Origin of the sequence: Streptomyces sp. NPDC026206 (assembly GCF_040638465.1) — a bacterium.
Lineage (GTDB): Bacteria > Actinomycetota > Actinomycetes > Streptomycetales > Streptomycetaceae > Streptomyces.
This window is the reverse complement of sequence record NZ_JBEZYL010000016.1, coordinates 45,491-69,784: the sequence shown is the minus strand read 5'-3', so window position 1 is coordinate 69,784 and position 24,294 is coordinate 45,491. Positions and strand designations below refer to the sequence as shown.

Genomic DNA, 24,294 nt, shown 5'->3' with positions numbered 1-24,294 from the left:
AGAAGCAGGCCTCGTCTCTGTCATGCGTGAAGCACCACCGGAAGTTCGTTCAAACCCCAGGTGAAATTCGACCCGTTGTAGCGTGGCTCGCCCTCGAGCGTCATCGATCCCACCATGCTGCGCAGCGTCCGGAGATACGCCGTGATTTCCAGCCGCGCGAGCCGGCTCCCCAGACACATATGGCGGCCCGCGCCGAAGCTGAGATGCCGGTTGCCGGTCCGTCCGACATCGAACGTATCCGGGTTGTCGAATATCTCTGCATCTCGGTTGGCCGAGCCGATCCAGGTCACGACGCGCTGTCCGGGCCCGATCTCGACCTCGCCCACCCGAACTGCCTCGGTTGTGGTCCGCAGCACGTGCATCCCGGGCACCGACCAGCGCAGTCCTTCCTCGGTTGCGACGGCCGGGTCGACCTCTCCCCGGGCGATTCGACGCCATTGGTCCGGGTGCTCCACCAGCTGATGCGTGAGCGCAGCCAGCGTGTACCGGGTCGTTTCGTTTCCACCGGCCAGAATCCCGCTGAAATTGAAGACCAGTTCCTCGTCGGTCAACTGCGGGCTGCTGTGGGTCAGATCAGTGAGGCTGCTGATGAATTCGTTCGCACCGGTTCTGCGATTCTCGCTCACCATGTCGTTGAAGTACTTGAAAATCTCACTGTTTGCCGTGATTCGGTGAAGCTCCGAGGGCGATTCGAACGCCTCGGTGGTCTTCTTTCCGATCCATTCCCAGTCCGAACGGGGCAACCCCATGATCGCGCAGATGACATCGGTCGGGATGTGCTCGATATGCTTGATCAGATCCGGTTCGGGGTTCCGAACGGCCGTTGCGACGACGTCGGCGACGACCTTCTCCACATACTCTTCGGCCCTGGCGAGAACCTCGTTCGAGAACGGCTGGATGAGCACGCGCTTCATCCGCGTGTGATCGGGCGGGTCGGAAACGATCAGCATCTTGTTCGCGACGGCGTCGACAGCGCGGTCTGTCGAGCCGAGCCGCATGCCTTTCGTCGAGCTCATCCTCGTGCTGTCTCTGTGAACGGACACCACGTCGCGGTACCTGGTGACGCTCCAGAACCCCTCCGGCTCCCCGGCGGAATGCTGCCAAGACACTGGATCATTTGCCCGGTACCACGCGAAGGCATCGTAGAACCTGGTTCCGTCGAACAGACCTGGCTCGAACAGGTCCGGCGCCGTCCGCTGCTTCACCCGCACACCACCCGACGTGGAGCGGTCTCGAACGCGACGTCGGAGAAGATCCCGGTGAGGACGTCCCGGTCCATGAACTCGTGATGATCTGCATCGATCACCTGATGCCCGTGGTAATCGGTCGATCTGTCACGCCATCCGGCCATCTGCGCGGTGCTGACGACTCTGTCGCGGCGTCCCGACACCGATCGGAGCGATGTGCTCGTCAGCGCTGTGGACGGGACTTGATAGTCGGCCATGAGACGCAGGTCCGAGCGCAGCGCCGCGACGGCGTAACGGGCGAACTCGGACTCGCGGACCGATGGATGCAGCAGAGCCGTCAACTCTGCCAATGGCGGGTTCGCCGATGGAAAGGTCCCCCAGTGCTCAGGCGACCGGGCCGCGGCCACCACCAGCGAACGAGGCGCCGCGCCCTCGGGTTCGAGCTTCCTCGCAACCTCGTAAGCGACGAGCGCACCGAGGCTGACGCCAAGGAAGACCAGCGGTCGACGATGTGTTGGATCGCGCAATTCGGCGCTGATGCAATCGACCACCTCGGAGAGGTTGTTCGCTGGAGAGTCCAGCAACCGGTCCTCGCGACCCGGCAACTGCACCCCTGACAGGTTCAGCCCGGAGGGTAGCGCCGGTGCGATCGATCGCAGGCGCAAGCAACCTGCGCCCGCCTGCGGGAACACCACCACTGTCGTGGAGGCACTCTCGCCGGCCGCGGTGAAGGATCGTAGATAGGTCACACCGGCCTCGTTTCTTCGATCCGGTTTGCCAGCGCTCGAGGAGTCCGGGCCGTGAGGACGTCGGTGATCGAAACTGTGACCTCGAGCTGCGTCTCCATGCGAGAGGCCAGCTGAGCCGCAAGTAGTGAATGTCCACCGACAGCGAAGAAGTCGGAGTCTTCGGCGACGCTGTGCCCGAACACGTCACTCCAGGCCGCGAGGACACAGTCGAGGAATTGGCCATCGCGCATGGACCGGGCGCTGTCTCCCACCGCGTTGTTCTGGTTGCCGGACAGTTCGACATCGCCGAGCGCAGCCACCTCGCGTCGCGAAACCTTACCGGTTGGCTCCAGCGGAACGTCGACGATTCGATGCATGAAGGTCGGGCACAGCTGTCGTGGCAACCGTGAGGAGAATTCGGAGGTGAGCCGCTTTCGCAGGCCATCGTCCAGGTGGGCGCCGGATGCCGTCTGGAGACCGATTGCGAGTGTGGGTGGATCACCACGCGTATAGGCCACCGCCCCCTCGACGCCACTCACCTCGCAGGCGATGTTCTCGATCTCCTCGAGTTCTATGCGGAAACCACCTATTTTGACCTGATTGTCGGCCCTGCCGAGGATGCTCAGCTGACCGTCGGCACGGAGCACCCCCAGGTCCCCGGTCCGGAAATATCTGGCGTCGCTCCGGTCGATGAACCGATCCGTGCTCGGCCCGCTCGTGCTGACGTACCCGAGAGCGACTCCGATGCCACCGATCAGGACCTCGCCGGTAACGCCCGGGGGGACCTCGTTCAGGTCGGCGTCGACGACGGTGACTGTGTAGCCGGACATCGGACGACCGATCGTGCGGGGGTCCTCCCGGCGGGCGGTATCGGCCATGGTGGCGGCGATTGTGGTTTCGGTCGGCCCGTACACGTTGATCACCCGGTCGGCGATCTCCTGGAGTCGAACGACGAGGGAGTCCGGGCAGCGCTCTCCAGCCACCACGGCAACCTCGACCTCCGGCAGCTCCTCGAGCGCGGCGTAGAGCGAGGGGGTCATGCAAAGATTGTCGATTTTCTGTGCGACCAGGGCCTGTTCCACGCCCCCGAGCGTGGTGTCGATCGCGACGCACGTGACGCCATTGACGAAAGGAGTGAGTATCGACCACAACCAGCCGTCGAAACCCGGAGAGACAACCGAAACGGCTCGACTGCCCGGCCGATATCTCAGCGATTCGGCACTGGCCAGAAAATTCTCCAGGCTGGCAGAGCCGACGCGAACGCCCTTCGGGCGACCGGTGGTGCCTGAGGTGTAGACGACGTATGCCTCCAACTCACCCTCACCACGGGTCCATTCGTCACAGCCGAGCCCGGTGAAGGGAAGGCCCACAGACTCGGTCTCGGAGTCGTACGTCTCGACCACCATGAGGCCCAGGTCTGCGGCATTCGGTTCCGACGACACGACTGCCGAGCAACCGGCATCCTGCGATACCCAGCGCAGACGTTCGATCGGGTGCCGTTCGTCAAGCAGCACCGCCGACGATCCGTTTGCCCAGACCGCAAGCAGGCTGCTGAGTGCGTATCGTGACCGGCCGGCCATGACGGCGACTCGATCACCCACCCCGATTCCGGCCCGCTCAAGTCGGCCGGCCAGGGTCCGAGTCGAGGTGGCGATTTCTCTCCAGGTCAGCCCACGGCCGTCAATTCCGATCACCCCGACCCGGTCGGGGTACTCGTATGCCCAGCGTTCCAGCGCCTTCTTGGCGTGTGATACGTAAGGAACAGCTGGAGTGCTGACCAAAACAGGTTTACTCACAAAATCCCCCCGGTCCGCCAAGAATTGTCTGGCGTCAAGATACTGATGCTGTCAGCCGTCATCCCGGCTTGGTGGCCCACAGAATGAAGTTCGTGCCGAAGAACTTCTTGCGCCACCCGATGTCCTTGAAATCGAGTCCACTCAGAATATCGGCGATGTTTTGCGGTGACTCGAAGGCGAGCGTGCTGGATTCGAGATAGGTATAAGATGATCGGTCGCGAGCCACAACCTGCCCCAGCAGTGGAACGATGATGCGCATCCCCCACTTCACGATCAGCTTCATCGGGCCGCCGGGGGGGCACGTTTCGAGAATCACAATGCGGCCGCCGGGCTTGAGAACCCGGTACTGCTCGCGAAGCACTCCGTCCAGGTCTTCGACGTTCCTGAGGAGATAGCCTTCGGTAATCCCGTCGAAAGACTCCTTCTCAAACGGCAGACAGGCCGCATCCGCATGCCGCCATCGAACCGCGTCCGCCCCGGGCTTGGCCATCGCACGACTCAGCATCTCCTCCGAGAAGTCGACGCCCGTCACAGTGGCGGCAGGGTACTTTCGTGCCGCTTCCAAGGCGATCACACCTGTCCCAGTGGCCAAGTCCAACAGCTGTCCGCCCGTGGTCGGTGCGACACGTGCGGCCACCTCGCGGCACCATTTCTCATGACGGCCGAGCGTCATGACGAAGTTCATCCGATCGTAGTACCCGGCGATCTTCTGGAAGATCCCGTGCACTTCGGAGCCTTTGCCACGAGGCGTGCGGTCACTCGTCACCTCTGAGACCTCCTCCACCAGGAATGCTCACTGTCGACTCGGCCCGGGCGAGATGGCGGCTCGCTCTGGAGTCTGTTCCGGACACGTCCGACCCGACCATGACCGCAACAGCAAGGAGCCCAATCAGCGCTGATCCCACCGACAGTTGCACCCCGAAGAGCAGAAGGCCGAGAAACACCACGGACACATACATGTCCCGTTGGCCAACCAGGTTGTACTCAACCGGCGTTCGGGCCCGGACCATGGAGATCATATTAGCCACAGCCGGCAGCACCATAACGCCCATGTAAACCAGACGATCGGGTATGTTGGTGACGAGAGCGAGCACCGGGAACGCGACGTAGACCAGTGTTGTCGCTATCGCGGCGACCCAAGCACCCGAGCGCTGCGACGGCAAGAGTGCTGGAATCGTTCTGAGTCCAGCTGCCTTGTCTCCCGCGTAGTCGGGAACATTCTTCATGATTCCCTTAGCGAAATACCAGCAGAACAGGAATATTCCAAGAATAATCGGCTGGTAGGAGTCGTATCGAGGAATCTCCCACCACGAGTCCGCGAGAAGCGCACCGGCGATGTACGGTTCCGTGACCGCCATCGAGAACACGGCCATACCGATGACCGGACGGCCCTTCAGCCGAAATCTCGGCGAAGAGTAGCCGAGTACCAGGAAAACGCTGAATACCCAGAGGACAGTCTGGGCGAACGATATCATCAGCGACAGCAGCAGCATGATGCCCAGGCTCGCCGACACAACCTTCTGCAGAAGTTCTTCGCCTGCTGTTTCGACCAGCTTCAAGCGGCCGGGTACGTTCTTTCCGTCCTCGACAAGATCGGTCACGGCATTGCGAGCATTGGCCGCCAGGGGGGCGAGAATATGAAAGAGTACGCCGAGGAGCACCGCGAGATCGAAGCGGTGATCAGCCACGGCTACACCCACGCAGTAGGAGAGAGGGCTGACGAGAAGCGTGCGAGGACGCACGTTTTTGACTACCGCGCTGAAACGCGCCATGCGGCGCATAGGTCAACCTCTCTCTGATGTCGTGCGCTTTCAGAAGATACGCGCCCGGAGCGGGTGTCAGATTCGTGTGAGGGTCAGTCCGAAACCTTCACGAGGCCGCAGGGTAAGGAGAGCTCTGGGGTCGGGACCTGCGGAGTCCCGCAGCGATATCTCGAACTTGTCGACAACACTCGCCAAGAGCATGCCCATTTCCATCATGGCGAATCCTTTGCCGATGCACATATGGGCACCGGCGCCGAAAGGCAGATACTTTCCCCTTCCGGGGATGCCGTTCATGAAACGTTCCGGAACGAATTCGTCGGGCCGTTCCCAGATGATTGGGTCCCTGTGGATGGCCGCAACGTTGAGCATCACGAACGACCCTTTGGGAGCCTCGGCCGAGCCGATGAGCGCATCCTTCTTGACTTGACGCGGAATGGTCGGGGACGGCGGGAACAGTCGCATGCCCTCATTGATGACACATTCCAGAAATGTGCTACCCTGCCGCTCCTTCTGACCAGGTGATACAGGCGTACGTATCTCCTGACGGACACGCTGCTGAATGTCTGGATAACACGCCAGCAGGTAGAGAATCCACGTCAACGCACTGGCCGTGGTCTCGTATGCGGCCACAAACGCGGTCAGAACTTCGTCCCGGACCTCGACATCGGTCAATGGATTCCCGGCGTCGTCGACTTTGGCCGCCAGCAGAATATCCAGAAGGTCGTCGTGCTGTTCGCCGGTTCCGCGCCGTTCTTTTATGAGCCGATAGACGAGATCATCGAGATCTCTCATGGTCGAGGTGAAATTGCGGTTCCTCCGGCTCTGCACGCTTACTGGCAAGGAGAGCGGCAACCGGAGTCGACGCTCGACGAAGCCGAGGAGGAACGAGACCGTTCCCGGCGTGATTACGTCGGATACTGTGTCGCCGGATCGACTGAACATGCACCTCGACACTACGTCGAGGGCAAAAGCCAGCATGTCCTCGTGAACATTCAGATCTGTTCGGTCGTGGTATTCCCATCGCCTCGTGTGTTCGGCGATCACATCGGCCATCTTCTGCTGCATGCCGGCCAGGCTGGGGCGACCGTACATGGGCTGAAGAGCCCTTCGTCGCTGCAACCAATTATCGTGGTACGGATTACTGATCAATCCGTCCCCGAGTACCAACCTCAGCGGATTTTTGCCGTCCGGCTTGCCAAAGGTGTGAATATCCGAGAGGACAACGTCCGCCGCAGCGGCCCGATTTATGAAAATCATGCTCTTGGAGCCGACGTTGAAATATGAGACTTCGCTGCCGTCCGAAGCGGCGTATTGAATGGCATTCAATAAGTTCGACCGCAGCCGGAGAATATCTCCGAGCGCCGGAACGTGCACCCGTGGCGCTGTCGGCGCCGAGAGAACACCGCTATCGTGCCGTAACTGCCTCGTGGGTAATGCGCTCGTGACGGTTCCTGTCATCCCCGAACCCCTTGGTTAGCCGATGTGTCGTGCACATTGACGGGAAACTCTTCCGGTTCCGCCGAGGCCAGCACATCGCCGCAGGTTCGCGGAGTGAAGATGGAAAAGCAATGAGTTTCCCATCAACAGCGCCGGACATAGGTCCGTATTGAGTACACCGGGCGGACAGGGTGTCGCCGCCTGAAGCATTCGTACCAAGATCCCCCGACGTCACAAGTCCTACCGTCAAAGGGTCAGGTGCTGCAATATCGTGACAGGAAGTTGCCACTCGGTCCCGTCAGGGCGCGGGCGCTCACGTGACGATGCGTCATGGTCCCCTCAGCGCCCCGGCCCTGGACGGCGGGCTGCGCAAACGGGGGCCGTCGCAGTGGACGGCGAAACCGTACCGGGGTCACGGACAGCTCGGACGTGGGGCGGCGCTCGCCGTGCGGGGGCGGAGGCCCGGACCTAGCCTCGTGGAAGAGGCTTGTCCCCGTCTGTCTTGGAGGCTGCCATGAGGTACTCACCAGCACGCTGGCGAATACTCTGCGCAGGTCTGACCGTGGCGGGGACTCTGGCCGTGCCGGCGTCCGCGGGAGCCGCGTACGGTGCGACAGCTCCAGGTCCATCGATCTCGACCGTCGCCGCGCCCTCCCCCTCCCCCTCCCCCTCGCCTTCGCCCTCCCGCACCGGCTTCCCCGGGCTCAGCCCGGCTGTCGCCGCACGACTGGACGCCGCGATACAGCGGGTTATGCGCGAGACCGAAGTGCCAGGTGTGATCGTGGGCCTATCGGCGCCCGGCAAGGGGAACTACGTCCGCGCCTTCGGCGTCGCCGACAAGGCCGACGACACCGCGATGAACCCGGGCCTTTACATGCGGATCGGCAGCGAGACCAAGACCTTCACCGTGACCGCGCTGCTCGAACTCGTCGACCAGGGCAAGGTGGGCCTGGACGATCCGATCGGGAAGTACGTCGACGACGTTCCCAACGGCAAAGAGATCACGCTGCGTCAACTGGCGGGCATGCGCAGCGGCCTGTTCAACTATTCAATGGACGACGGCTTCTTCGATGCGCTCACCTCGAACCCCAAACGTCCCTTCAGTCCGCAGGAGTTGCTCGGCTACTCCTTCAAGCACCCGGTGAACTTCGCGCCGGGCAAGGAATTCGAGTACTGCAACACCAATCTGATTCTGCTGGGACTCGTCGTGGAGAAGACCGGCGGCCTTCCGCTGCACGAGTTCATCCAGAAGAACGTGGTCGAACCGGCCGGACTGCGCCACACCCTCTTCCCGACCGACGCCGCGTTCCCAAGCCCGCACGCCCACGGATACACCAACCAGACCGCCTCCGGAAAGACCGAGGACTCCACGGACTGGAACCCGTCCTGGGGCTGGGCCGCGGGCGCGATGATCTCCGACCTCCAGGACTTGCGGACCTGGGCGCGCGTCCTCGCCACCGGCACCCTGCTGACGCCCGCCTCGCAGGCGGAGCGGCTCAAGACCCGGCCGACGACCATTCCGGGGGCCGGCTACGGACTCGGCGTCCTCAATGTGCAGGGCTGGATCGGCCACAACGGCTCCCTGCCCGGCTACGAGTCCCTGACGATCTACCTGCCCGAGGAGCAGGCGACGCTGGTCGTCCTGCTCAACACCGACATCCTCCACGACAGGACGGAACCGAGCACTCTCTTCGGCCAGGCGATCACCCGGATCGTGACCCCGGACCACGTGTTCAACCTGCCGGTCCCGGTGGCCCCGCCGAAGGCGCAGTCCCCTTCCCGCTTCTGACGATCGCTCACCGGACGTATCAGCCGAATCCCCGTGCCCACTGTTCATGGAAGGTGTTCACGGAATGCTCGGCCAGTGTGTCGTGCGGGGCCTGGTGAAATAGTCCGAGTCCTTGGGGCGGGCTGCGTCGCGGCCGGCGGGGCGGGGGGCTGGTTCCAGGTGGGGTATGTACTTGGAACAGTGGATGTATGCCTCCTCAATGGTGAGATAGACCCACATTTCCGGACTACGCCCGGGCGCGATGTCAGTGGGTAGGCCGGGATGGATGCTACGTAGGTCCCAGTCGCGGTAGAGGTGGGCCACGCCGTTGACGTGAAGCCCCACGTGATGGTGCGTGAAGTCCACGAAGAGCATGCCGAGATGAGGGTTCTCGATCATGTTGCCGGCGCTGGCGAGCACACCGTTCCCGCGGAATTCGGGGTAGGCGAGCGTGTGGTCGTCGATCACGTGGACAAATCCCGGCGGCCCGGCCCGAAAGCTGGCATCGCACTCCCCATGGGAGTCGGCGGTGGCCAGGAAGACCATTGCCTGGCGGCCGATGAAGTCCCGCATCTCAGGTGTGAGGTGGGGACGCACCTGTTGATCGTAGAACCGGGCAGCGCGGTCGGCGGTGCCCAGTTGCTGCTGCAGCTGGTGTTCACCTGCTGATCCGAAAGGCGGCGGCGGCAAGGTCACGAGGGGTTCTCCTGGCAGGGCGGATAAGAGGTGCGGCTCAAGAAGTGGACAGGACCGGCGTCTCGAACGGGTCGTGATGGATGCGGTGGGGCGGGGTGCCGTTGAGGGTGAGCGTCTCCATGGCGGAGACGACCATCCGAGCCGGGCCGCTGAGAAAGACGTCATGCTCGTACCACGGCCCGTACTCGGCCAGTACTTCCGGCAGGGAGCCCCGGATTCCGGGGAGGTGCTCGTGGGAGACTGCGGCCCTGATGGTCAGCCAGTGGTGTCGTTGGGCCATCCGGAGCATGTCGTCGACCGCGTACAGCTCGGCCCCGGTCCGGGCGCCGAGGAACAGATCCACTTGATGGCGTCCCCCTCGGTGGGCGACCTCTTCAATGAGTGCGCGGATCGGGGCGAGACCGGTGCCGCCGGCCACAAAGAGCAGTTTCCTGTGATCGGCGGCATCCAGGACCATGTCACCCATCGGGGGCCCCAGCTGGAGTACGTCGCCCACCGCCGCTCGGTGCACCAGTGCGTCGCTGACCGAGCCGCCGGCCACTGCGCGCACATGAAAGGTGAGTGTGCCGTCCTCACGAGGCGCGTTGGCCGCGGAGTAGTAGCGCCACCGCTTCGGCCACCAAGGAGTCTCGACGCTCACGTACTGACCTGCGGCGTACTCGTAGGTAATGTGGGGGCGTACGGTGATTTCGGCGATGCCATGGCCGCGCGAGACACGGTGCACAACCGTGGCGGGCCACACGGCGGGCCGTACGGCCTCGTCCTGCTCGGCCGCACTGATCATGACTTGGGCGACTGTGCCGTAGGCCTTCGCCCAGGCGGCGGCGATATCCAGGGTCCACGCGGGGCCGGCGTACCGGGCCAGAGCGGCGAGGAGGCACTCGCCCACAGCCGGGAAGTGCGCGGCGAGGGTGCCGAACTTGCGGTGATCGCGGCCGAGATGTCCGCAGAAGCGGACGAGACTTTCGGGGTCGTCGGCCAGATCCACGATGCGCAACAGCGCGCGCAGGAGGCGATCGCGCTGGGCATCCATTCCCTGCGGGAACATCTGACGGACCTGGGGGTAGCGAGCGAAAAGAATTGCGTAGAAGTAGACCGTTATCTCCCCCGCGCGGGGCTCGACCACTGACAGAGAAGTCCTTATGAGGCCTATCTCGTGGTCCGACAAAGGTGCTTCGACGGCCTCCGGCTCTCCCGCATGTACGGCTGGGACCGGTACCGGGTCCTCCGGGGACGGGCGCGCGGATGTGCTGCTTGGACGACCGATCCGGAACCTCAAGGGGCCAGCGCTCCCTCATCCGCTGCTCGACATGGCTTCCATCGGGCATACCGCGAGGTGATATCGCTCAAGGCGCTTCGCCTTCGAGGCGCACAGAGGGCGGGACCTTCACTGAATCTCCATCTGAAGGGCGCGGCATGGGAGTCGAATGGGGCCAACATGAGTCCTCATTGGAGCGCAGAGTCGATGAAGCGGACGGAGTGCTTCCGGATGCCACACGATCCTCAATGAGGATCACGAAGCGGGGAAGAGGTGTATCCGCTAGATCTCGTCACAAGTTCTTGTCGCATTGCCCTGGCCGGGCCTGACCGGTGTGGTGATTTGGGGCATATATCGAGCCACTGCTGCCGCCCTGACCTCAGATGCCGTCGGAGCCCCAGGCGCAGGCCGGTGCCTCCGGGGGGGGGCAGCCGATGGCCGGCCGCGGCCGTTCAGAAGGACAAACCAGGCGAGAACGACCCGGCCGTCACCCCTGCCTGCGCCGTCACGACGCGCGCCGTTCCGTCGAGGACGTCGTGCCCGTCCCCGCCCACCAGCTCGGCGGGCCGTCGCGGGGTGGCGAGGCCGCCCGCGACCTCGGCGCCAAGCCTGTTCAGCCCGGATTCAGCCGGTATCCAGCGGCCGCGCCACCCGTCCGGCCGGAATCCGTTACCGAATGGAGCAATACGACTACCCTGCGGATGCTCCGCCCGGAGTGCGGGGTGAACCTCGGAGGCAAGGAGGTACATCCCGTGAAATCAATCCGTACCGCACTCTGCGGCACCCTGACGGCAGTTGCCGTCTGCGCGGCCCCGGCCGCCTATGCCCTCAACGACCCGTCCGCCAAGGCCGGGGCGGTTGAGCTGTCCACCGTCAAGGCCGACAGCCGTCTTGCCACCACGCACGACGATGACGACTGCGACGACGACCACGGTCGCAAGCACCACGGCGGGCGCGACCACGACAAGGGTCGTGACGACGACTGCGACGACGACGATGGCGGCAAGCACCACAAGGGCCGTGACCATCACGACGGTCGGGACGACGACTGCGACGACGACCACAACGGCCGGGACGAGCACGACGGCCACAAGAAGCACGAGGGCCGCGACGACCATGACAGCGGGCGCGACCACGGTCGCGACGACCACGACAGTGGGCGCGACCACGACAAGGGTCATGACGACCACGAGAAGGGTCGTGACCACGACAAGGGTCGTGACGACCACGACAGTGGGCGCGAGCACCACAACGGCCGTGACCACCACGACGGCGGGCGCGAGCACCACAGCGGTCACGACGGTGGCCACGACGGTGGCCGCGAACACCACGGCCGGCCGAGTCACCACGCGCACGCGGGTGGTGGCGCCACGGCCGACGTGGCCGCTTCGGAGTCCTCGGCTCTCGACACCCCGGCACTCGCGTTCGTGGGCGCCACTGCGGGTATCGCCGGTGGGCTGATCTGGTACCGCCGTCGCGCCAACACGGCCAAGCAGTGACAGGAAGCGGACCGGCGATATGTCAGAAGTGCGCACAGGTGGCTACAGCCGTCTGCTGACAGGGGCGGCCTGGGCAGCGTTGCTCATGGCTCTGTGGCTATTGAGCAACGGCAACACCGGGGAGCCGATAGCCGCGGCTCCGAAGACCGGTGAGGTCGCCACCGCCGCAGGCCGTCCCCCCGCGCACAACGGCCTGCCCCCGGCACACGAACCGTTGCCGGGGGCAGGCCCCCAGAGGCTCGTCATCAAGGCCATGGGGCTACGGGCCCCGATCGAGGGGCACGGGCTGGACCCGCTGGGCGGGGTCGAGGCGCCCCCGTACGAGCGGCCCAACGCCGTGGCCTGGTATCAGGACGGGCCTCAGCCCGGCAGCAGCGGCGCCGCCGTTCTCGTGGGCCACGTGGACACCAAGAAGTCACCGGCCGTCTTCTACGAGCTCAGCAACATCAAGCGCGGCGTGAAGATCGACGTCATGCGTACGGACGGCTCCACCGCCGAGTTCACCGTCGAGAACGTCGAGGTCGTCGCCAACGACCAGTTCGACGCCGACAAGGTCTACGGCTCGCCCGACGCCAAGCGCGCCGAGCTGCGCCTGATCACGTGCGGCGGCGACTACGACCGCGCCCATCGCCAGTACACCGCCAACGTGGTCGTCTCCGCCTATCTGACCGGGGCCGCCCAGGTGCCCCCGGGCACCGGCACCGGATTCGCCGCGCAACGTTCGGACGAGACGGAAGAGGCCACCTGATCCAGCGTCATCTTGCCGTGCACCGCGCCTGGCGCACCCCGGCCGTCGCCCCGGTGCGCAGGGCGCGCTGCCGTACGGACACCAGCCAGGCCTCCACCCGGCCGGCATCCGGTGTTCCGGGCAGCGGGCTGTGGGCGAGGGCGGCGTCGAGGCGTTCGGCGAGCCGGTCGCGCCACGCGCAGACCTCCTCCCAGGGCACCTCGCCGCGGCGCACGGCCAGGAGGCGGTCGCGGTGCCGGCCGACGTGGACCTGCAGCGTGCCGGTCTCCAGGAGCGCGGTGCCGCTGATCAGCAGGCGCAGCAGATGCACGACGGGCTTCCAGCGGGGTTCACCGGCACGCTCCAGGTGGGCCCGTGCCTTGGCGAACTGCGACTGCGCGTACCCTCCGAACGTCTGGTGGACGCGGCGGGAGAGGAACGCGGGGGCGAGCTCGAGCAGTTCGGTGCCGAGCGGGGTGCAGCGTTCGACCAGGGGGGCGTGCAGGACTTCCAGCAGGTTGGGGTTGGCGTTCAGGGCGAGCTCGCAGAACCGCTCGATCTCCCAGCTGAACTGTTCGGGGAGCGGCCCGTCGAGGTGGGTGGGCGGCTTGCTCATCCGCCAGAAGTCCTCGGTGGGGGCGACGTACACGCCCCGCAGGTCGGTGTCCGAGGCGGCGGTGTCCAGTCCGAAGGCGCGCGACCCGGCTACCACGGACAGGATGGTGTGCTGCTCGACCAGATGCTCCCACTGCGACATGCGGCCCATTCTCGGCGCCGCGCAGCCGGGCCGGCCAGCGGATTTCGGCCGGCGGCAGGCGACGCCCCGCGAAGCGGCACGGAAGGCGCCCGGATGCGGGCGGGCCGTACCCCTGGCGATCAGTTCGCGGCACGGGGCAGTCTGTCGTCCCCCAGCACATCGAGGAGGGATATTCCATGATTGTGCACTTACGCCGGACGCCCGGGCACCTGTCATGAGCGAGGGCGTCTCCCGTATCGCGCTGACCCCCGCGGCCGCCCGGCTCATTCGCCTGCTGCGGGCGAAGCACGGGCCGCTGATGTTCCACCAGTCGGGCGGCTGCTGCGACGGCAGCTCGCCCATGTGCTATCCGCGCGGCGAGTTCCGCACGGGCGGCTCCGACGTGCTGTTGGCGGAACTGGCCGTCGACGGGGTGGAGGAGCCGGTCGGATTCTGGATGTCGGCCGAGCAGTTCGAGCGGTGGCGCCACACCCACCTGACGGTGGATGTGGTGCCGGGGCGCGGCAGCGGGTTCTCGCTCGAGGCGCCCGAAGGCGTACGGTTCCTGATCCGGTCGCGGCTGCTGACCGACCGGGAGGCACGCGTGCTCGACAACCGCGAGGCACGCGTGCCCGGCAACCGGGGGACACCCGTGCCCGACGATCGCCAGGCACGCGTGCCCGACGGCCGGGACGCCCACCGCGTTCAGGCCCAGGGCCGCCGCCGGGAGGCCTACGACGCCGCGTCCGCCAGGGAGAGCGTGTGCAGGCGCTCCGGCGGCCCGGGACGGGCGTAGTACCAGCCCTGAGCCGTATCGCAGCCCAGTAACCGCAGGTGGTCGGCCTGTGTACCCGTTTCCACGCCCTCGACCGTGACCGACAGGTCGAGGGTGTGGGCCAGGGAGACGATGCCCTCGACGATCTTCACGTCGACGGGGTCGGCCGGGGCGCGCTGCATGCCGCGGGTGAAGGAGCGGTCGAGCTTGAGGGTGCTGACCGGCAGCCTGCGCAGATAGGACAGGTTGGAGTAGCCCGTGCCGAAGTCGTCCAGGGCGATGTCCACACCGAGGTCGGCGAGCTGGCGCAGGGGGCGCAGCTCCTCCTCGTCGGCGCCGATGAGGGCGTTCTCGGTGACCTCCAGGCACAGGGCGGCCGGGTCGAGGCCCACGTCGGCGAGGATGGCGACGGTGTCGGCGACCAGGGAGGGGTGACGCAGCTGGGAGGGCGAGAGGTTGACGTTGACGCGCAGCGGTGCGCCGCACTCGCCCCGGGTGCGCCAGGAGCGGGCCTGGCGGGCGGCCTCCTCCAGGACCCAGCGGCCGAGCGGCACGATCAGCCCGGTGCTCTCGGCGAGCGGAATGAACTGGTCCGGCCCGAGCACCCCGTGCACCGGGTGCAGCCAGCGCACCAGGGCCTCCGCGCCCCGTACGGTGCCGTCCTCCAGCCGTACGAGCGGCTGGTACTCGATGAAGAACTCGCCGTTGTCGAGGGCGGCGGGCAGGCAGTTGGTGAGGCTGTGCCGGGCGATGACCCGGGCGTCGGTGTCGGCGTCGGCGAGCTCGTAGCGGTTTCCGCCCGCGGCCTTGGCCCGGTACATGGTGATGTCGGCGCTGCGCAGCACCTCCGCCGCGCCGAGTTCGCCGGCGGGGCCGTCGACGACGCCGATGCTGGCCCGTACGGACAGGTCCCGGCCGTCGAGGTGTACGGGCTCGGCGAGGGCGGCGAGCATGCGGCGGGCGAGGGCGGTGACGTCGCCCGCGGCACAGGGACCGGTGGTCAGGGCCACGAACTCGTCGCCGCCCAGGCGGGCGACGAGCTCGTACGGTGCGGTGGCGCAGGCGCGCAGCCGCTCGGCGACGGCGACGAGCAGCCGGTCGCCGACGGTGTGGCCGAGGCTGTCGTTGACGGACTTGAAGCCGTCGAGGTCGAGGTAGCACAGGCCGACGTGGGCGCCGGCCCCGGTGGGAGCGGCCCCGTCCCGCTCGGGTGGCGGGGTGAGGGCGGCGTCGAGGCGCTCGAAGAAGAGGGCGCGGTTGGGCAGGCCCGTGAGGGCGTCGTGCGTGGCCTCGTAGCGCAGCCGCTCGTGCAGCAGGCGGCGTTCGGTGATGTCCTCCATGAGGGCGAGCTGGTACTGGGGTTCGCCGGAGGCGTCGCGCAGGAGGGTGACCGACAGGTCCGTCCACAGCACGCTGCCGTCGCTGCGGTAGAACGGCTTCTCGACGCGGTAGTGGTCGCGCTCGCCGCGGGCCAGTTCGCGGTAGAGGCCCCAGAATTCGGGTGAGTCGTCGGGGTGGACGAACTCGCCGACGTTGCGGCCGTTGACCTTGCGGCCGGGGCTGCGGAACATGCGCATCAGCGCTTCGTTGACGTCCGTCACGCGGCCCTCGACGTCCGCTATGCCGACGCCGAGGGCGGCGCCCTCGAAGACCGCCCGGAAGCGTGCCTCGCTGGTGTGCAGGGCGCGTTCGCTCTCGCGCCGCGCGGCGAGCGCGGTGCGGGAGGCGGTCTCCTGCTCGGCGCGGGCGTGTTCGCCCAGGGCGCGGGCGAAGCCGGCGGCCACGGCGTGCTGTACGCGCGAGCAGCGGGCGCGGCTCTCCTCGGCGGGCATGGGGTCCTCGGGCGGGAGGTACAGGACGAGGTAGGCGTCGATGACGCCGAGGATCAGGGGCAGCGCCTCGGGATCGGTGCAGTGCGCGCCCACCAGCGCGGCGCCGACCTCGGTGGCGGGCCGGGGGTCGAACGGCCGGGCGTAGAGCACGTCGCGCAGCGTGCGGGCGAGCGGGACGAGTTGGCGCTCGAACTGGGCACGCGTGAGGGGGCGCACCATGACGCCCGCCGTGGCCGGGTAGACCGCGCGGCTCCAGATCGCGGCGAACCGCCGCAGCCGGTCGTCCCGGAAGTCGGAGCCGGGCTCTCCTGCGGTCATGGGAGTGCCCACGGCCGTGTCCACGGCGGCATACGAAACCGGGGTGACGGTTTGATCCACGGACAGCATTCTGCCACTGGACATTCCGGTCATGGCCGCCACCCCACCCCCGTGAGCCCGGCATACGCCGGATTCCCGTCCCTGGAACCGTGGCGCACGGCATTCTCGCGAGGGCTCGTCAGCCACGGAGAACCGACCGCGCGGTCGCCGCGCACGGACAGGTCGACGCCCCGGGGGGCCCGGGTGGGACGCTCCATCAGAGTGTGTCTCCAGCTCAATAGCAGGGGTATTGGGGGGTGTTGAGCAGAGGCTACTGATCGTTCGTTCGAATGGAAGCAACAAGCGGAAATGGGTCATCCGCATTCAGCCACCAGCCATGTTCACCCCTTGTGGGGTCCCCTGCACGGCCGCACGAAACCCTCTCCGCACGTGAGATGCATCTCGCCGACCTGCGCAGTCGCCGAGCTTTCGGCGGCTGCGACCCGCGTCAACGATCAATAAATGATCATATGACGAGACGGAGGAGCGGGCGGTGTGCGGTAAGCGCGACTCAGCGCACCCCCACCGATGCCAGCGCGCGCGCCTGACGCGTCGTCGGCTGCACCGGGAAGTAGACGTAGCAGATGCCTCCCGAACCGCTTCTGACCTGGCCCTGGGCGTTGTAGCGCTTGGTCCGCAGCCAGATGTTCTCGAACTGCCGCCGCTTGTAGATGCGTTCGACCGCCGCGTCGGACGGGCTGGCCGGGTCGTTGGCGATCACGTCGCCGTCCTCGGTGAAGCCGACCAGGCACATCAGGTGGCCGGCCGTGCCGTAGCCGGCCCCGTCGAGCTCGGAGGCGAGGAAGGACTGGGAGGTGATCAGCGGAAGCCCGGCCCGCACGAGCCGCTCGGCCTCGTTGAGGGAGCGCAGGCGGGTCACCACCGCCTGGAGGTCGTGGTACGTGGCGGCGTACGCGGCGTTGAAGGGCCAGTTGCCGCAGCCCTTGTACTGGTGGTCGTAGGTGTGACGGGCCGCGTGGCAGACCTGGGGATCGGCGTAGGAGGGGTCGACCCAGGCGAGGTCCTCGGCGGTGGGCGTGCGGCCCCAGTACTCGATGACCATCTGGGAGGAGGTGGGGCTGCACCACGCCTCCCCGCCGTTGTCGTACTCGGGGTACTGGCCCTTGTGGATCTCCTGGGAGTAGCGGGGCACCGTCAGCCTGTGGCCCGCCCCCTCCCCCGGGCGCGAGGCGGGCACCGTGAAGCGCTCGGGGATGTCGGAGGCCATCGCGCCGAGCCGCCAGACCGTGGGCGTCACAGGGGTGCCCGGCTTGCGGTGCAGGGTCAGCCGGAGCTCGTAGGAGGCCAGGCGCAGGCCGCCGGCGGGGTCGTCGACGGCGAGGGTGTCGGTGGACACGCTGCTCTTCTTGTCGCCCTGCCCGTCGACGGAGGTGCGGCGGATGTCGCCGGCCGCGTCCCCGGAGGTCCACCGGCCCATCACGTACCAGGGTGATCGCGTGCCGTCGGTGTAGGCGGCGCGCAGCTCGGTCTGGAGCCAGGTGCCGGCGGGGGTGCGGGCGTTCCAGGACACGACGATCTCGGTCGCGGGCGCGGGCAGGGTGCGGACGGGGGCGAGCCAGGTGGCGTACTCCCAGGGGGCCCGGGTGCCCGTGTGCGGGTCCGTGTACTCGAGGGTGCCGATGGGGCGGTCCACGACCAGGCCGGGCCGGTCGCCGCCCAGGACGCGGGTGCCGGCGCCGGTGCCGCCGGCCCACTGCGGGAAGGTGGTCCAGGCCCGGTGGTCGACGGAGCCGGCCGGCCGTCCCGGGCCGCCGCGCGCGGCCGCGGCGGCCGAGGACAGGGGCGAGGCGGCCGCCGCTACGGCGAGGGCGGCGGTGAGCACGGTACGGCGGGGTGTGGGTCTGCTGGACATGACGGTGGTCCCCCAGTCGTGGGTGGTGGAGCTGCGGGCGCGGTCCGGCCGGTCCACTATCGCGGCTCGGACGGTCCAGGCCAGTGATTCCCGCGCGGCGTGCCCTCAATGCCCGTGCGGGCACGGGCCGGTCCTAGGGTGGTCCGGTGAACGATCGATCCGGCCATGGGCCAGGCTCCCCCGGCCCCCCCGACCCGCTCGGCCCCCTCGCCCGCCGGCTGCGGGCGCTGCCCCCGTCCGTCGGCCCGGTGCGGCTCGTCGCCGTGGACGGCCACGCGGGGTCCGGTAAGACCACCTTCGCCGGGCGGCTGGCGGCGGCACTGGGCGGCGCACCCGTACTGCACCTGGACGACCTGGCGACGCACGAGGAGCTGTTCGAGTGGACCGGGCGGCTGCGGGAGTGGGTCCTGACGCCGTTCGCGCGCGGGGAGGCCGCCAAGTACCGGGCGTACGACTGGGTCGCGCGCCGCTTCGGGCAGGAGCACGTCCTTCAGGCCGCGCCCGTCGTCCTGGTGGAGGGCGTCGGCGCGGGGCGGCGCGCGCTACGGCCGTACCTGGCATGCCTGTTGTGGATGGAGTTGACGGATGAGGGCTCCTGGGAAAGGGGTCAACTCCGCGACGGCCCCGCACTGACCGAATTCTGGGACGGCTGGAAGCGAGCGGAGCGCGCGCATTTCACAACCGACCCCACCCGCCCGTACGCCGAACTCCTGGTGCAGCAGTGTCAGGAGGGATATGTGTTGCTTCCGGGGCCTCCGAAAACCAACTGATCCGCCCCCTCCCTCACCCTCCGTGAACACCCGCGGCCGGTCCGCTCCTCACCTGAGGGCATTCCCCGCCGACTGCCCCAACTCGGCTTGACCCGGGGGTCGTACAGGACTTACGTTCTCAATGTGCGGCGAACGAGGGCCGCTTGCAGACGCGAAGCCCCCGGTTGTTCCCCCGTGATCGGGGGCTTCGTACCGCGCCTCGCGCTGTGATTTGAGCCCTTTGTCCCACGAGGCCCTTCCGGCTCGTCACCCTGGGTGACCTTCCCCGGGATCACTTTCGCGGCCGCCCCCGGCTCGCGCTCATGCCGTGAACTGCGCCCCCGCACCCTTCGGCCGACCCCGGCCACGCAGGTACGATGCGAGGCGGCGCACCCATCGGCGGGCAGCTCCCGGGCACGCCCCGGGCACCCTCCGCGGGACGCGTCGGCACTGCCACGCAACTCCCGTCCACAGCACAGCAGTTCGGAAAGGCGCGGCCAAGGCACTCGCCCGGCGGCACGGCACGCTACGGGGGCAGGTTTGTGGGGGACGTGATGGATCTCGGCATGCAGGGCCCACCCGCCCCGGCCGATCTCGCCTGGCTGCGCGCCGTCGACGCCTACACCATGGGCGCGTACACCGAAGCCGAGAAGGAGTTCAGGGCCGCGGTCCGCGTCGACCCGGGCATGGCCGACGCCTGGCTCGGCCTGCACGCGCTGCGCGCCGAGACGACCACCGCGCTGCTGCGCATGTACCGCCACCGCGACCGGTTCGGCGAACAGCGCGCCCGGCACCGGCGTCCACTGAACTCCTGGTACTGGCTGGGCTGGTGGGTGCAGCCGGTGCTGGAGAACCACCGCGACCTGCTGCTCGCGCACGCCTCGCACTGGCTCGACGGCCGCCACGTCCCCGAACTGGACCGGGCCCTCGCCGGCTGCCCGCCGGTCGAGACGGACCCGCAGGTGCGCTTCCTGCACGCCTGCCGCGCCTACCTGGTCAAGGACTGGGACCAGCTCGTGCGGCACACCGAACCCCTCCTCGACGACCCGCTGCTCGGCATCGAGGCGGGGCTCTTCGGCGGCATGGCCCGGGTGCGCCTGGAGATGTACGGGCACGCCGAGCCGCTGCTCGCCGCCGCGCTGATGCGCTGCCGCAGCGAGCAGCCGCAGCGCAAGGAGCTGCGCTACTGGCTCGCCCGCGCCCACGAGGGCACCGGCCGCAGCGCCGCCGCGCTCCCCCTCTACCGCGCCGTGCACCGCGTCGACCCCTCCTTCATGGACACCTCGGCCCGGCTCACCGCCATCGCCGAGGGGGACGGGCTGGACGAAGAACACGTGGACCTGCCGTCCGTGCCGCTGGGCGCGTCCCTCGCCGAGCCGCCCGAGCCGGAGGCGCAGACCGCTCCCGACCCCCTCGACAGCCGCGACGTCCTCACCGGCACCGACCCCGGCGCCGTTCCCGGACCCGTGCCCACCGGAAACGCCCCCGTCGAGGCCGACGGCGTGCGCGAGAAGCTGCGGGTACCGGCACAGCCCGGGCCCCCGCCACTGCCCGGCCGCTCCGACCCCGTACTCCTGGCCAAGGCCCTCGCCGAGCTGGAGCGGATGGTCGGCCTGGAACCGGTCAAGCGTCAGGTGCGGGCGCTGTCCGCGCAGCTGCACATGGCCCGGCTGCGCGCCGGCCAGGGGCTGCCCGTGCAGCCCCCCAAGCGTCACTTCGTCTTCTCCGGCCCCTCCGGCACCGGAAAGACCACGGTGGCCCGCATCCTCGGCCGCGTCTTCTACGCCCTCGGGCTGCTCGGCGGCGACCACCTGGTCGAGGCCCAGCGGGCCGACCTGGTGGGCGAGTTCCTGGGCCAGACCGCGGTCAAGGCCAACGAGCTGATCGACTCCGCGCTCGGCGGAGTGCTCTTCGTCGACGAGGCGTACAGCCTGTCCAACTCCGGTTACAGCAAGGGCGACGCCTACGGCGACGAGGCCCTGCAGGTGCTGCTCAAGCGCGCCGAGGACAACCGCGACCGCCTCGTGGTCATCCTGGCCGGCTACCCCGAGGGCATGGACCGGCTGCTCGCCGCCAACCCCGGGCTGCACTCCCGCTTCACCACCCGGGTGGACTTCCCCAGCTACCGCCCCCTGGAACTCACCAGCATCGGCGAGGTGCTGGCCGCGGAGAACGGCGACGCCTGGGACGAGGAGGCCCTGGAGGAACTGCGCAGCATCAGCGGCCACGTGGTCGAACAGGGCTGGATCGACGAGCTCGGCAACGGCCGCTTCCTGCGCACCCTGTACGAGAAGAGCTGCGCGTACCGCGATCTGCGCCTTTCGGCGTACCCGGGCACGCCGACCCGCGACGACCTGGCCACGCTGCGCCTGCCGGATCTGATGCAGGCGTACGGAGAGGTCCTGTCGGGGCCCGGGTGGGGCTCCCAGCGCCGCCGCCAGGGCGACGCGAGGGATCCGCAGGATCCCGCGCCCTGACGCCGGACGGGAACCGGGCCCCGGAAATTCAGCCCGTCCGGCGATTGAGGACCGGGGCCCGGGGCGGAGCCCCGCTGCGGGCTCAGCCCGCCATCGCCTCCTGGGCCTGCGGCACGCGCGGATCCGTGACGCGGACGGTCGGCGCGGGCGCCTCCCGGTGTGCCGGGTCGCGGACCTCGCCCACGAGCTTCTCCAGCACGTCCTCCAGCGCCACCAGCCCCAGCACGCGCCCCGACGCGTCCGTGACCGCCGCCAGGTGCACGGCGGCCCTGCGCATCACCGTCAGCGCGTCGTCGAGCGGCAGCTCGGCCCGCAGCGTCTCCACGCGGCGCCAGACGTGCTGAGGCACCGCCCGGTCCCGCTCCTCCAGGTCGAGAACGTCCTTGACGTGCAGGTACCCCATCACGGGACTGCCCGTACGGCCCGTCGCGCATATGGGGAAGCGGGAGTAGCCGGTGCGTACCGTCAGCTCCTCGACCTGCCGGGGGGTGACCGAGGGGTCGACCGTCACCAGCGTGGCCGGATCCAGCAGGACGTCCGTGACCGGGCGGCTGCCCAGGCCCAGCGCGTCCTCCAGCCGTTCCTGCTGCTCGCGCTCCAGCAGCCCGGCCTGGCGGGAGTCCTCGACGAGGTGGGTCAGCTGCTCACTGGTGAACACCGCCTCCACCTCGTCCTTGGGCTCGACGCGGAAGAGCCGCAGCACCCCGTGGGCGCAGGCGCCGAGCAGCCGGGTGACCGGCCGGCACAGCCGGGCGAACGTCACCAGCCCGGGCCCCAGCCACAGCGCCGCCCGGTCGGGGGCGGACATGGCCAGGTTCTTCGGCACCATCTCGCCGATGACCAGGTGCAGGAAGACCACCAGCGCCAGCGCGATCACATAGCCCAGCGGGTGGATGAGCCCCTCGGGCAGCCCCACCGCGTGGAAGACCGGCTCCAGCAACCGCGCCACGGTCGGCTCGGCGACCGCGCCCAGCGTCAGCGAACAGATGGTGATCCCGAACTGGGCCGCCGCCATCATCTGCGGCAGGTTCTCCAGACCGGTCAGGACCGTACGGGCGCGCGCCGAGCCCTCGGCGGCCTTCGGCTCGATCTGGCTGCGGCGCACGGACACCAGCGCGAACTCGGCACCGACGAAGAAGCCGTTGGCCAGCACCAACAGCAGTGCGAAGAGGAGTTGCAGCACGTTCATCGCTGCGCTCCCGCGGGAGGGTCCGTACGGACGAACCGCACCCGCTCGGCGCGGTGGTGTCCGACCCGGCGCACCGAGAGCCGCCAGCCGGGCAGCTCGGCGCCGTCCCCGGGAGCGGGGATGCGGCCCAGGAGGCCGGCGACGAGTCCGGCGACCGTCTCGTACGGGCCGTCGGGCGCCTCCAGGCCGATGCGCCGCAGCGCGTCGACCCGGCAGCCGCCGTCGGCCTCCCACGCCTGGCGCCCGTCCTCGCAGGCCACCGGGGCCAGCTGCGGACGGCCCGCGTCCGCAGCGTCGTGCTCGTCGCGCACCTCGCCGACGAGCTCCTCGACGATGTCCTCCAGCGTGACCACTCCGGCCGTGCCGCCGTACTCGTCGACGACCACGGCTATCGGCTGCTCGCTGCGCAGCCGCTCCAGGAGCGGCTGCACGGGCAGGGTGCCGGGGATGAGCATGGGGGCGACGGCGATCCGGGCGACGGGGGTGCGCAGCCGTTCGTGGCCGGGCACGGCGAGCGCGTCCTTGAGGTGGACCATGCCTACGACCTCGTCGAGCCGCTCCCGGTAGACGGGGAAGCGCGAGAGGCCCGTGGCGCGGGTGAGGTTCAGGACGTCCTCGGCGGTCGCGGTGGACTGCAGGGCGCTGACCTTCACCCGGGGGGTCATCACGTGCTGGGCGGTCAGCCCGCCCAGCGAGAGGGTGCGGACGAAGAGGTCGGCGGTGTCCTGCTCCAGGGTGCCGGCCAGGGCCGAGTGGCGGGCGAGCGAGACGAGTTCGCCGGGGGTGCGGGCGGACGCCAGCTCCTCGGCGGGCTCCACGCCCAGGGCCCGTACGAGCCGGTTGGCAACGGTGTTGAGCAGGGTGATCACGGGCCGGAAGAAGTGGGCGAACAGGCTCTGCGGGCCGGCGACGAACCGCGCGACCTGCAGCGGCCGGGAAACGGCCCAGTTCTTGGGCACCAGCTCGCCGACGACCATCTGGACGGCGGAGGCCACCAGCATGCCGGCCACGACGGCGACGCCCGCGGCGGCACCGCCCGGCAGCCCGGCGGCGGTGAAGGGGCCGGTGAGCAGGCGGCCGAGCGCTGGCTCGGCGAGCATGCCGACCACCAAGGAGGTGATGGTGATGCCCAGTTGGGTGCCGGAGAGCTGGAAGGAGAGCTCGCGCAGCGACGCCACGACGGTGCGGGCCCGGGGGTCGCCGTCGGCCGCGGCCCGCTCGGCCTCCGGCTTCTCCACGGTCACCAGGCCGAACTCGGCGGCGACGAAGAATCCGTTCGCGAGGATGAGGAGCAGCGCTGCCGCGAGCAGCAGAAGAGACACGGTGATACTCATGACGCCGCCTCGCTGTGGGGGGCGGCGCAGGTACTACAGGACGGTCCGTCCATTGCCGGAGTAAGTCACTCCTCGGTTCGCAGGTGTCCCCCTGTGGGGGCGGGGCACGTGTG

At 68.3% G+C, this 24,294-nt stretch carries 18 protein-coding genes and 1 pseudogene; 6 read left to right on the top strand and 13 right to left on the bottom strand.

Annotated elements, in window-relative coordinates:
* Positions 1–20: 20 nt before the first annotated feature.
* Genes AB0F13_RS21625 through AB0F13_RS21600 form a run of 6 tightly spaced genes read right to left on the bottom strand, consistent with a single transcriptional unit; the run spans position 21 to position 6,932 of the window.
* Positions 21–1,205 (bottom strand): cytochrome P450, encoded by a 1,185-nt coding sequence (locus tag AB0F13_RS21625; RefSeq protein ID WP_362084598.1) that lies wholly within the window; start codon positions 1,203–1,205, stop codon positions 21–23.
* A complete protein-coding gene (locus AB0F13_RS21620) occupies positions 1,202–1,936 on the bottom strand; it encodes an alpha/beta fold hydrolase (RefSeq protein ID WP_362084595.1) in 735 nt (244 codons plus the stop codon). Before AB0F13_RS21620 ends, AB0F13_RS21625 begins: the two co-directional genes overlap by 4 nt.
* Positions 1,933–3,711 (bottom strand): non-ribosomal peptide synthetase, encoded by a 1,779-nt coding sequence (locus AB0F13_RS21615; RefSeq protein ID WP_362084592.1) that lies wholly within the window; start codon positions 3,709–3,711, stop codon positions 1,933–1,935. The genes AB0F13_RS21620 and AB0F13_RS21615 overlap by 4 nt, the downstream gene beginning before the upstream one ends.
* Positions 3,712–3,769: 58 nt before the next feature.
* Positions 3,770–4,477, bottom strand: coding sequence for a ubiquinone/menaquinone biosynthesis methyltransferase (locus AB0F13_RS21610; RefSeq protein ID WP_362084589.1), 708 nt, complete (start codon positions 4,475–4,477; stop codon positions 3,770–3,772).
* Entirely contained in the window at positions 4,467–5,492 is a 1,026-nt protein-coding gene (locus tag AB0F13_RS21605; protein ID WP_362084586.1) for a UbiA family prenyltransferase, read from the bottom strand. Before AB0F13_RS21605 ends, AB0F13_RS21610 begins: the two co-directional genes overlap by 11 nt.
* A 57-nt stretch (positions 5,493–5,549) precedes the next feature.
* Positions 5,550–6,932 carry a cytochrome P450 gene (locus AB0F13_RS21600; protein ID WP_362084583.1) on the bottom strand — a complete coding sequence of 461 codons (1,383 nt, stop codon included), beginning with the start codon at positions 6,930–6,932 and terminating at the stop codon, positions 5,550–5,552.
* A 493-nt stretch (positions 6,933–7,425) separates the two neighbouring features.
* Between AB0F13_RS21600 and AB0F13_RS21595 the strand changes: the two genes are divergently transcribed.
* Positions 7,426–8,700: a serine hydrolase domain-containing protein gene (locus tag AB0F13_RS21595; protein ID WP_362084580.1), complete on the top strand. Its 1,275-nt coding sequence runs from the start codon at positions 7,426–7,428 to the stop codon at positions 8,698–8,700.
* 57 nt (positions 8,701–8,757) lie between these two features.
* Here the strand turns inward: AB0F13_RS21595 and AB0F13_RS21590 are convergent, their stop codons facing one another.
* Positions 8,758–9,375, bottom strand: coding sequence for a pyridoxamine 5'-phosphate oxidase family protein (locus AB0F13_RS21590; protein ID WP_362084577.1), 618 nt, complete (start codon positions 9,373–9,375; stop codon positions 8,758–8,760).
* Positions 9,376–9,412: 37 nt separating this feature from the next.
* A complete protein-coding gene (locus tag AB0F13_RS21585) occupies positions 9,413–10,501 on the bottom strand; it encodes a globin domain-containing protein (protein WP_362084574.1) in 1,089 nt (362 codons plus the stop codon).
* Between the two features lie 884 nt (positions 10,502–11,385).
* On the opposite strand from AB0F13_RS21585, the gene AB0F13_RS21580 reads away from it, so the two are divergent.
* Both AB0F13_RS21580 and AB0F13_RS21575 read left to right on the top strand, forming a co-directional pair.
* On the top strand, positions 11,386–12,132 hold the full coding sequence (locus AB0F13_RS21580; protein ID WP_362084571.1) for a hypothetical protein: 747 nt from the start codon (positions 11,386–11,388) through the stop codon (positions 12,130–12,132).
* 85 nt (positions 12,133–12,217) lie between these two features.
* On the top strand, positions 12,218–12,880 hold the full coding sequence (locus AB0F13_RS21575) for a class F sortase (protein WP_362084568.1): 663 nt from the start codon (positions 12,218–12,220) through the stop codon (positions 12,878–12,880).
* A 7-nt stretch (positions 12,881–12,887) separates the two neighbouring features.
* Here AB0F13_RS21575 and AB0F13_RS21570 read toward each other — a convergent pair whose 3' ends face one another.
* Positions 12,888–13,616 carry a nucleotidyltransferase domain-containing protein gene (locus AB0F13_RS21570; RefSeq protein WP_362084565.1) on the bottom strand — a complete coding sequence of 243 codons (729 nt, stop codon included), beginning with the start codon at positions 13,614–13,616 and terminating at the stop codon, positions 12,888–12,890.
* A 214-nt stretch (positions 13,617–13,830) separates the two neighbouring features.
* On the opposite strand from AB0F13_RS21570, the pseudogene AB0F13_RS21565 reads away from it, so the two are divergent.
* Positions 13,831–14,187 (top strand): annotated as a pseudogene (locus AB0F13_RS21565) (DUF779 domain-containing protein); the annotation flags it as partial.
* A 140-nt stretch (positions 14,188–14,327) separates the two neighbouring features.
* On the opposite strand, the gene AB0F13_RS21560 reads toward AB0F13_RS21565, so the two are convergent.
* Both AB0F13_RS21560 and AB0F13_RS21555 read right to left on the bottom strand, forming a co-directional pair.
* Positions 14,328–16,520, bottom strand: a complete 2,193-nt coding sequence (locus AB0F13_RS21560) for an EAL domain-containing protein (RefSeq protein ID WP_362084789.1) — start codon at positions 16,518–16,520, stop codon at positions 14,328–14,330.
* A 550-nt stretch (positions 16,521–17,070) separates the two neighbouring features.
* The gene (locus AB0F13_RS21555; protein ID WP_362084562.1) at positions 17,071–18,432 is read right to left on the bottom strand and encodes a C39 family peptidase; all 1,362 of its coding nucleotides are present in this window, start codon (positions 18,430–18,432) and stop codon (positions 17,071–17,073) included.
* A gap of 218 nt (positions 18,433–18,650) precedes the next feature.
* Between AB0F13_RS21555 and AB0F13_RS21550 the strand changes: the two genes are divergently transcribed.
* A complete protein-coding gene (locus tag AB0F13_RS21550; protein ID WP_362084786.1) occupies positions 18,651–19,202 on the top strand; it encodes a hypothetical protein in 552 nt (183 codons plus the stop codon).
* A gap of 533 nt (positions 19,203–19,735) precedes the next feature.
* Entirely contained in the window at positions 19,736–21,658 is a 1,923-nt protein-coding gene (locus AB0F13_RS21545; RefSeq protein ID WP_362084559.1) for an AAA family ATPase, read from the top strand.
* 82 nt (positions 21,659–21,740) lie between these two features.
* Here AB0F13_RS21545 and AB0F13_RS21540 read toward each other — a convergent pair whose 3' ends face one another.
* Both AB0F13_RS21540 and AB0F13_RS21535 read right to left on the bottom strand, forming a co-directional pair.
* Positions 21,741–22,847 carry a hemolysin family protein gene (locus AB0F13_RS21540; RefSeq protein WP_362084556.1) on the bottom strand — a complete coding sequence of 369 codons (1,107 nt, stop codon included), beginning with the start codon at positions 22,845–22,847 and terminating at the stop codon, positions 21,741–21,743.
* Entirely contained in the window at positions 22,844–24,175 is a 1,332-nt protein-coding gene (locus AB0F13_RS21535) for a hemolysin family protein (RefSeq protein ID WP_362084783.1), read from the bottom strand. The genes AB0F13_RS21540 and AB0F13_RS21535 overlap by 4 nt, the downstream gene beginning before the upstream one ends.
* Positions 24,176–24,294: the final 119 nt, after the last annotated feature.